This is a genomic window from Brevundimonas sp., from assembly GCF_013912005.1.
Classification (GTDB): Bacteria; Pseudomonadota; Alphaproteobacteria; order Caulobacterales; family Caulobacteraceae; genus Brevundimonas.
This window is the reverse complement of sequence record NZ_JACESB010000028.1, coordinates 21,578-30,199: the sequence shown is the minus strand read 5'-3', so window position 1 is coordinate 30,199 and position 8,622 is coordinate 21,578. Positions and strand designations below refer to the sequence as shown.

The 8,622-nt window shown below is 73.8% G+C and carries 11 protein-coding genes; 10 read left to right on the top strand and 1 reads right to left on the bottom strand.

Annotation, left to right across the window (positions count from 1 at the left end):
* Positions 1 to 237 precede the first annotated feature (237 nt).
* From H2038_RS13695 to H2038_RS13665, 7 genes are read left to right on the top strand one after another with little or no spacing between them, the layout of a single operon-like run.
* Positions 238 to 1,452: an acyltransferase family protein gene (locus H2038_RS13695; protein WP_292114333.1), complete on the top strand. Its 1,215-nt coding sequence runs from the start codon at positions 238 to 240 to the stop codon at positions 1,450 to 1,452.
* Between the two features lie 58 nt (positions 1,453 to 1,510).
* Entirely contained in the window at positions 1,511 to 2,152 is a 642-nt protein-coding gene (locus H2038_RS13690; RefSeq protein WP_292114331.1) for a hypothetical protein, read from the top strand.
* 6 nt (positions 2,153 to 2,158) lie between these two features.
* Positions 2,159 to 2,464, top strand: a complete 306-nt coding sequence (locus H2038_RS13685; protein ID WP_292114328.1) for a transcriptional regulator — start codon at positions 2,159 to 2,161, stop codon at positions 2,462 to 2,464.
* On the top strand, positions 2,461 to 3,306 hold the full coding sequence (gene folP, locus H2038_RS13680; RefSeq protein WP_292114325.1) for a dihydropteroate synthase: 846 nt from the start codon (positions 2,461 to 2,463) through the stop codon (positions 3,304 to 3,306). The genes H2038_RS13685 and folP overlap by 4 nt, the downstream gene beginning before the upstream one ends.
* Complete coding sequence (thiD, locus tag H2038_RS13675; protein WP_292114322.1) at positions 3,303 to 4,109, top strand: bifunctional hydroxymethylpyrimidine kinase/phosphomethylpyrimidine kinase; 807 nt, start codon at positions 3,303 to 3,305, stop codon at positions 4,107 to 4,109. The genes folP and thiD overlap by 4 nt, the downstream gene beginning before the upstream one ends.
* Entirely contained in the window at positions 4,106 to 4,687 is a 582-nt protein-coding gene (locus tag H2038_RS13670; protein WP_292114319.1) for a nucleotidyltransferase family protein, read from the top strand. The genes thiD and H2038_RS13670 overlap by 4 nt, the downstream gene beginning before the upstream one ends.
* The gene (locus tag H2038_RS13665) at positions 4,687 to 5,502 is read left to right on the top strand and encodes a PhzF family phenazine biosynthesis protein (protein WP_292114316.1); all 816 of its coding nucleotides are present in this window, start codon (positions 4,687 to 4,689) and stop codon (positions 5,500 to 5,502) included. Before H2038_RS13670 ends, H2038_RS13665 begins: the two co-directional genes overlap by 1 nt.
* A gap of 53 nt (positions 5,503 to 5,555) precedes the next feature.
* On the opposite strand, the gene H2038_RS13660 is transcribed toward H2038_RS13665, so the two are convergent.
* Entirely contained in the window at positions 5,556 to 5,927 is a 372-nt protein-coding gene (locus tag H2038_RS13660; protein ID WP_292114335.1) for a hypothetical protein, read from the bottom strand.
* A 218-nt stretch (positions 5,928 to 6,145) separates the two neighbouring features.
* Between H2038_RS13660 and H2038_RS13655 the strand changes: the two genes are divergently transcribed.
* Genes H2038_RS13655 through H2038_RS13645 form a run of 3 tightly spaced genes read left to right on the top strand, consistent with a single transcriptional unit; the run spans position 6,146 to position 8,574 of the window.
* On the top strand, positions 6,146 to 6,445 hold the full coding sequence (locus tag H2038_RS13655) for a hypothetical protein (RefSeq protein WP_292114313.1): 300 nt from the start codon (positions 6,146 to 6,148) through the stop codon (positions 6,443 to 6,445).
* Positions 6,446 to 7,126 (top strand): response regulator transcription factor, encoded by a 681-nt coding sequence (locus tag H2038_RS13650; RefSeq protein ID WP_292114310.1) that lies wholly within the window; start codon positions 6,446 to 6,448, stop codon positions 7,124 to 7,126.
* Positions 7,123 to 8,574: a sensor histidine kinase gene (locus H2038_RS13645; RefSeq protein ID WP_292114307.1), complete on the top strand. Its 1,452-nt coding sequence runs from the start codon at positions 7,123 to 7,125 to the stop codon at positions 8,572 to 8,574. The genes H2038_RS13650 and H2038_RS13645 overlap by 4 nt, the downstream gene beginning before the upstream one ends.
* Positions 8,575 to 8,622: the final 48 nt, after the last annotated feature.

Below are 8,622 nucleotides of genomic sequence, written 5' to 3'. Positions count from 1 at the left end.
GCCCGGCAACGGTCCCGGCGGAGATCCGGCAAGGCTCGAATGTCAGGGCCGCCAGCCGGAGCGCGCGCGCACAACGGCTGCGCGGGGCGTCTGTCTCGTCGAAACGGTAATCCTCTCACAGACCGGGCGAGGCCCGGCGCCCCGCACCCTTCCCGCCTTGCGGTCGATCATCAAAGACAAGTTTGCAATTCAAACAAGTCTGGCATAACCCTTCGACGTCCGAACGGGAGAACCGCCATGACCGCCGCCTCGCCGCCGCCCGACCGCCTGCACGGCCTCGACGCCCTCCGCGCCGGAGCGCTCCTGCTCGGCGTCGTGCTGCACGCCAGCCTGTCCTTCTTTCCGCAGCAGGCGTGGATCGTCGCCGACGACAGCCGCTCCCTCGGGGCGGCCGTCGTCTTCTTCGCCATCCACCTGTTCCGGATGACGGCCTTCTTCCTGATCGCCGGCCTGTTCGCCCACATGATGCTGGTCCGGAAGGGCTGGGCCGGCTTCGTTCGCGACCGCGCCGCCCGCATCGCCGCGCCCCTGCTGGTCTTCTGGCCGCCGGTCATGGTCCTGATCGTCGTCGCCCTCGTCTGGAACGCCCACGCCAGCGGCCTGATCGTCCCCGGCGCGCCCCCCCCGCCGCCGCCGGACTACGACTGGACCAACATTCCGCTGACCCACCTCTGGTTCCTCTGGGTCCTGCTGCTGTTCTACGCCGCGACCCTGCTCCTGCGGGCCCCCTTCGTCGCCCTCGACCGGGGCGGGGGGTGGGGCCGGGCGGTCGACCGCCTGACCGGCGCCCTGGTCGGCCCGTGGACGCCGGTCGTCCTCGCCGCCCCCCTGGCCCTCGCCCTCTGGCGCGACCCGGCGTGGATCGCCTTCTTCGCCGTGCCGACCCCCGACGCGGGCGTGATCCCCGACACGGCCGCCCTCGTCGGCTTCGGTCTCGCCTTCGGGCTCGGCTTCCTGCTCGACCGCCGCCGCGACCTGCTGGACCGGATCGCCGCCTGGTCGCCCCTGTTCCTGGCCCTCGCCGTCGTCGCGGGCGTCGGGGCCTGGAGCCTCGCCGGCGGGCCGCGCCTCGCCCCGATGGTCGAGCCGACGCCGGAGAAGGCCCTCGCCGCCGCCGTCGTGGCCGTGGCCGTCTACGCCTCCGCCCTCGCCGCCGCCGGCCTGTGCCTGCGCTTCCTCTCCGGCGTCAGCCCGATCCGGCGCTACCTCGCCGACGCCTCCTACTGGATCTACATCGTGCACCTGCCGCTGGTCATGCTGGCCCAGGTCCAGGTCCAGGCCTGGCCCGGGCCGTGGTGGGCCAAGCTGGCCGGCGTCTCCCTCGCCGTCCTCGCCCTCGGCCTCGGCTCCTACGCCCTGCTGGTCCGCCACACCGTCCTCGGCCGCTGGCTGAACGGCCGCCGCCGGCCGCGCCGCGTCCCGTCCGCCGCCGCCTCCGTCCCCGCCGAATAGCTTGCCAACCCCCGCCGGCTCGTCCACGCCTCGGACGCGCCGGTTCCGGAGACTCGCCATGCCCCCCGCTTCCCGCACGCCCTCCGCCGAGGCCGACCTCGCCTTCATGCGCTCGATCGTCGAGGGCGGCGGCCGCCCGCCGGTGACGCTGGCGATCTGCTACCTCGCCGGCGGCCTCCTCTACGGCCTGCAGTGCCTGTTCCACGCGGGCCAGGCCTTCGGCGTCGTGCGCTGGCCCGACCTCGCCAGCCTCGCCTTCGTCGCGGCGATCAGCGCCGCCTTTCTCGTCGTGCTGGTCTGGGCCATCCGCCGGGACCGCCGCGACGACGCCGCCGGCCGCCGCGGCCCGCTCGCCAGCCGAGCCATGAACGCCGGGCTCAGCGGGGCGGGCCTGGCCAACGCCGCCATCCTCATCGTCTTCGGCGTCGGGGCCGTGCGCGACCAGGACTTCGCCGTCTGGCTCTACTATCCGGCCATGATCTTCGCCCTCCAGAGCGCCGCCTGGTTCATGGTCTGGAACCTCAAGAAGAAGGGCTGGATGCTGGCGACCTCCCTGGGCGGCTGGGCGACGGCGGTCGCGCTCGGCCTGCTGGTCCGCGAGCCGCAGTGGTACCTCGGGGTCTGCACCCTCGCGCTCTTCGGCCTGTTCGCGCTGCCGGGCTGGATCATGTACCGCGACGCCGCCGCCGCGAGGGCCTGACCGCGCATGGGCCTGAAGGATCTCGGACGGATCGACGACGTCATCCACGGCCGCATGCGGCTGGGGATCATGGTCTATCTGGCCGACGCCGAGACCGCCGACTTCACCGAGCTGAAGACGGTGCTGGAGGCCACCCAGGGCAACCTGTCGGTGCACCTGAAGAAGCTGGAGGAGGCCGGCTACGTCGCCATCGCCAAGAGCTTCGTCAACAACAAGCCCCTGACCCGCGTCTCCATCACCCCCGAGGGCCGTCGCGCCTTCGCCGCCTACCTCGACGCCATCGGCGCCCTCATCGGAGGCCGCGGGACATGAGGCGGCCGCAGGTCATGGGCATCGTCAACGTCACGCCCGACAGCTTCTCCGACGGCGGCCGGCTGTCCACGGTCGAGGCCGCCGTCGCCCACGGCCTGCGCCTCGTGGCGCAGGGGGCGGACATCCTCGACGTCGGCGGCGAGAGCACCCGTCCGGGCGCGGCGCCGGTGGACGAGGCGGAGGAGCTCGGGCGGGTCGTCCCCGTCATCGCCGGCCTGCGCGCCCGCTGGCCCGGCCCGATCAGCGTCGACACCATGAAGCCCGCCGTCGCCCGCGCCGCCGTCGCCGCCGGGGCCACGATGTGGAACGACGTGACCGCGCTCGGCTTCGCCGCCGACAGCCTGTCGACCGCCGCCGAACTCGGCTGCGAGGTGGCGCTCATGCACATGAAGGGCGAGCCCCGCACCATGCAGGCCGACCCGCGCTACGGGGACGTGGTCGCCGAGGTGACGGACTGGCTGCTCGCCCGCGCCGGGGCCGCCATGGCCGCCGGGGTGGCGCGCGAGCGCATCCGGCTCGACCCCGGCCTCGGCTTCGGCAAGACCGCCGCCCACAACCTGCGCCTGACCGCCGGCCTCGACCGCCTCGTCGCCGCCGGCTTCCCGGTGCTCTACGGGGCCAGCCGCAAGCGCACGATCCAGAGCGTCGACCCCGCCGCCGCCGACCCGCTGGACCGCCTCGGCGGCTCGCTGGCCCTGGCGCTGGAGGCCGCCCGCCGGGGCGCCGCCGTCATCCGCGTCCACGACGTGCGCGAGACGGTCCAGGCGCTGGAGCTGCAGGCGGCGGTTTTCGCCGCCGACGACTTGTCGCCGCCGCCGGGGTCGTCCATTTCCCGCCCATGACCTCGCCCCGCGGACGCGTCCTGATCATCGCCGGCTCCGACTCCGGAGGCGGGGCGGGGGTCCAGGCCGACATCAAGGCGGTCACCGCCATGGGCGGCCATGCGGCGACGGCGATCACCGCGATCACCGTCCAGAACACCCTCGGCGTCCACGGCGTCCATCCGCTGCCGCTCGACCTCGTCGAGGCCCAGGCGCGGGCGGTGCTGGACGACATCGGCGCCGACGCCGTCAAGACCGGCATGCTCGGCGACGCGGCGATGGTCGAGCGGGTCGCCGCCCTCCTCGACGGCGCCGGCGTCCCCGCCGTGATCGACCCCGTGATGATCGCCAAGGGCGGCCACCCTCTGCTGCCGGACGAGGCGGTGCAGGCGGTGCGCAGCCTGATGGTCCCCCGCGCCGCCCTGCTGACCCCCAACGCGCCGGAGGCCGAGGCCCTGACCGGCCTCGCCGTCGCCGACCTCGACGGCCAGCGCCGCGCCGGCGAGGCGCTGCTGGCCATGGGCGCCCGGGCGGTGCTGATGAAGGGCGGGCATGTGCCCGGCGGGACGGTGGTCGACCTGCTGCTCACCCCCTCCGGCGAGACCCTGCTGGAGGGCGAGCGGGTCGACACCCGCCATACCCACGGCACCGGCTGCACCCTGGCCAGCGCCTGCGCGGCGGGACTGGCGCTGGGGCGGCCGCTGGAGGTCGCCGTGGCCGAGGCCTGGGCCTATGTCGCCGAAGCCATCCGCCGCGCTCCGGGCCTGGGCGGCGGCCACGGTCCGCTGGACCACGGCTGGCCGCTGCGGGAGGCCCGCCGGTGAGCGATCTGGAGCGCCGTCTGGTCGACATCGTCCGCGCCGAGCCCGGCCTGATGCACGTGCTGACCACGGTCCGCGGCCTCGGCCTGAACGACTGGCGGGTGTTCTCGGGGGCCGTCTACCAGGCGGTCTGGAACGCCGTCACCGGCCGGCCGGCGGGCTACGGCGTGAAGGACTACGACCTCGGCTATTTCGATCCGGACACCTCCTGGGACGCCGAGGACGTCGTCATCCGCCGCGTCGCGGCCGCCTTCGACGAGCCCTTCCGCAGCACGGTGGAGGTCCGCAACCAGGCCCGCGTCCACCTCTGGTTCGAGGGCAGGTTCGGCGAGCCTTACACGCCGCTCGCCGCCACCGACGAGGCGCTCGCCCGCTTCGTCGCCCCCGCCTTCGCCGTCGGCGTCCGGCTGGAGGCCGACGACGCGATCAGCGTGGCGGCCCCGTTCGGGCTGGAGGACGTGTTCTCGCTCACCCTGCGGCCGAACCCGCGTCGCGGGCTGGCGCGCGGATGGGAGCGGGTCGTCGCCAGCGCGCGCGGCCGCTGGCCCGAACTGACCGTGATCGAACCGGAGGACGCCTGATGCGCCAGTGGACCGTCGACGCCTTCGCCGCCCGGCCCTTCCGCGGCAATCCCGCCTGCGTGGTGGAGCCCTTCGACGTCTGGCCGGCGGACGACTGGATGCAGGCGCTGGCGAAGGAGAACAACCAGGCCGAGACCGCCTTCCTCCGCCGCACCTCGGATCCGGCGCGCTTCGACCTGCGCTGGTTCACCCCGGGCATGGAAGTCGACCTGTGCGGCCACGCCACCCTCGCCTCGGCCCATGTGCTGCTGGTCGAGCTGGGCCTGGCGGCGGAGGCCCTGACCTTCGACACCCGCTCCGGACCGCTGGTCGTGCGGGCGGCGGGCGAGGGCTATGAGATGGACTTCCCCGCCGACCCGCCGCGCCCCGCGCCGGAGCCCGCCGGCCTGGCCGCCGCCCTCGGCGTTGCGCCGGTCGAGGTGCTCGCCGGCCGCTACCTGGTGGCGGTGCTGGCCGACGCCGCCGCGGTGCGCGCCGTCTCCCCCGACATTCGCGCCCTCGAACCCGTCCAGGGCGAGGCCGGCGAGCGGGGGCAGGTGATCGTCTGCGCGGCCGCCGATCCGGAAGACGACGTCGACGTGGTCGACCGCTTCTTCGCGCCGGGCTGCGGCGTGGACGAGGATCCGGCCACCGGCTCGGCCCACTGCATCCTCGGTCCGATGTACGCGGAGCGGCTGGGCCGGCCCGTCGTTCGCTTCCGGCAGGTCTTCCCCGGCCGCGGCGGCGACATCGTCACCGAGACGCGCGGCGACCGGGTGCTGCTGCGCGGCGCGGCCGTAACCGTGCTCGAGGGCCGGCTGCGGCTGACGCCATGAAAAAGGGGCGCGACCCCTGCGGATCGCGCCCCTCGTTCCCGCGCGGGACCGGTTCACCAGCGGCGGTTGTCGCGGTCGCGGCGCTCGTAGCGGATCATGGCCGACAGACGATCGTAGCGGCGATCCAGCTCCTGCCGTTCGCGCCAGTCGAGGCCGCCGCGCTGGAAGCGGTATTCCAGCCGCACCAGCTGATCCAGCTCGCTCCGCAGCCGCACGGCCTCGCGGCGGCTCAGCTGGCCGTTGCGCAGGCCGACGTCGATGCGCCGGTCGAGGTTGTACTTGCGCTGGGCGATGGGCTGCCAGCCGCGATGGTCGCGCTCGTAGCGGTCGCCGCGGTGCTGCGGCGCGCTGGCCGAGGCCGCGGTGGGGATCGAGACGGCCGCTGCGGCGGCCAGGGCGATGGCGGGGATGAGGGCCTTCTTGATCATCGGTGTTCTCCTTCACGTCCGGCGCAACCTCGTCGGCTGCGTTGGAAGCGAGAACATCACCCTCCGGCTGAGCTTGAACTGAACGGCTTGCGTCAGGCGGCGTTCATCTGGATGAAGGCGGCGACCGCCGCCGTCCGGCGCCCGCGACAGGGTGAAAGCCGGTCCCCCTGCGGCGTTCAGCCGTCGTTCAGAGCCTGGAGGCTACACCCCGCCCCATGAAACGGACGCCCGCCCTGATCCTCGCCCTCCTCGTCGCCGCGGCCCCCATGGCCGCCGTGGCGCAGGACCGCGAGCGCCCGCAGCCCCCCGAACGCCGGGAACGCGACCTGGCGGATGACGTCCCGCGCGTCAGCATGGCCCAGGCGGTGCAGCGCGCCTCGGCCGGCCGCCCCGGCCGCTTCCTCGGCGCCAGCAACCGCGGCGACCGCGTCGTCGTCCGCTGGGAGTATCCGGGCGGCCGGGTCGCCGATATCGTGGTCGACGGCCGCACCGGCCGCGTCATCGGAGAACGCTGAATGCGCGTCTTGCTCGTCGAGGACGACGTCGACCTGTCCCGCCAGCTGAAGGGGGCCCTGGCCGACGCCGGCTACGCCGTCGACCACGCCGCCGACGGCGAGGAGGCCCACTTCCTCGGCGACACCGAGCCCTACGACGTCATTGTCCTCGATCTCGGCCTGCCGCGCATCGACGGCGTCTCGGTGCTGGAGCGCTGGCGGCGCGAGGGCCGGACGACCCCGGTCCTGATCCTGACCGCGCGAGGGGCGTGGTCGGACAAGGTGGCCGGGTTCGACGCCGGGGCCGACGACTATCTGACCAAGCCCTTCCACACCGAGGAGCTGCTGGCCCGCCTGCGGGCCCTGCTGCGCCGCTCCGCCGGCATCGCCTCGGCCACCCTGACCTGCGGCGCCCTGCGGCTGGACCCCCGCGCCGCCCGCGCCAGCGTCGACGGCGAGCCCCTGCGCCTGACCTCGCTGGAGTACCGGCTGCTGCACTATCTGATGATGCACCAGGGCCGGGTCATCAGCCGCACCGAACTGGTCGAGCACCTGTACGACCAGGACTTCGACCGCGACTCCAACACCATCGAGGTGTTCGTCGGCCGCCTGCGCAAGAAGATCGGGGCCGAGCGGATCGAGACCGTGCGCGGTCTGGGTTATCGCCTGACGCCCCTGGCCGGCGAGTCGACGGCGACGTGAGCGGGGCCGCGGGGGGCGGATCGGACCCGGAGACCGCGGCGCCGCCGCAGCGCTCCTGGGGCCGCTGGTTCGGCCGGCCGGGTCGGAGCCTGACGCGGCGGCTGATCTGGCTGGCCTCGGTCTGGATCGTCCTCGCCCTGCTGGCCACCGGCTGGACGTTGACGGGCCAGTACGAGGAGTCCTCGCTCCGCCGCCTCGGCGCCGTGCTGTCCAACACCATCGACGAGGTGGTTCTGGCCACCAACGCCACGCCCGACGGCTCCCTCGCCGTGGCCGAGGTCAAGGACGACCGCACCCTGCGCCCCCTGTCCGGCAAGTACTGGGCGGTGGCCGTTCCGACGGACGACGGACGGCTCCGGATCGTCGCCCGCTCCCCGTCGCTGGCCGGCGAGAATCTCGCCATCCCGCGCGAGCTGCCCGGCCGTCTGCGGGAGGCCCGCGGCGCGACCATCAGCTACAACGCCTGGGGTCCGCTGCAGAAGCGACTGCGCGTGGCCGCCAGCATGAAGCAGCTGCCGGGGCGGACGGCGCCGGTGGTCTTCATGGCCGGCATCGACCGCTCGACCATCGACGCCGACACCCAGCAATTCGCGACCTTCACCTGGGCGGCCCTGCTGATCCTCGGACTCGGCCTGGTGGTCGCCGTCTTCCTGCAGGTGCAGATCGGCCTGCGTCCGCTGTACAGCCTGCGCAACGAGATCGCCGACGTGCGCAAGGGCCGGGCGGCCCGCATCGCCCGCACCTATCCGCTGGAGATCCAGCCGCTGGCCGAACAGGTCAACCGGCTGCTCGACCACAACCAGGAGACCGTCGAGCGGCAGCGCACCCACGTCGGCAACCTCGCCCATGCGCTGAAGACGCCCCTGTCGGTCATGCTGGCCGAGGCGGGGAGCCAGCCGGGTCCGCTGCCCGACATGGTGCGCAAGCAGACCGCCATCATGCAGGCCCAGGTCGATCACCACCTGCGCCGCGCCCGCGCTGCGGCCCGCGCCCAGATGCTCGGCGAACGCACGCCGATCGCCGAGGTGCTCGACGAACTGGCGGTGATGCTGGAGCGGGTGTTCGGCGCGCGCGGCGTCGAGATCGACTGGCGCGCCCCCGACGACCTCGCCTTCCGCGGCGAGCGCCAGGACCTGCAGGAGATCCTCGGCAACCTGATCGAGAACGCCTGCAAGTGGGCCCGGCGGCGGGTTCGCGTCTCCGCCGGCCCGACCGGTCTCGGCATGATGGTGGTCGTGGTCGAGGACGACGGCCCCGGCCTGCCCGAGGACCAGCGCGAGGCCGCGCTGCAGCGGGGCATGCGCATGGACGAGACCACCCCCGGGTCGGGCCTCGGGCTGTCCATCGTGGTCGAGCTGACCCGGGCCTACGGCGGCCGCGTCACCCTCGGGAGCAGCGACATGGGCGGCCTGAAGGTGCTGCTCGAACTGCCCACCGCCGAGGTCTGAACCGCCGGAGAGGCGCTGTTAACCATCCCGTGACAGGTTCCGGAGCTG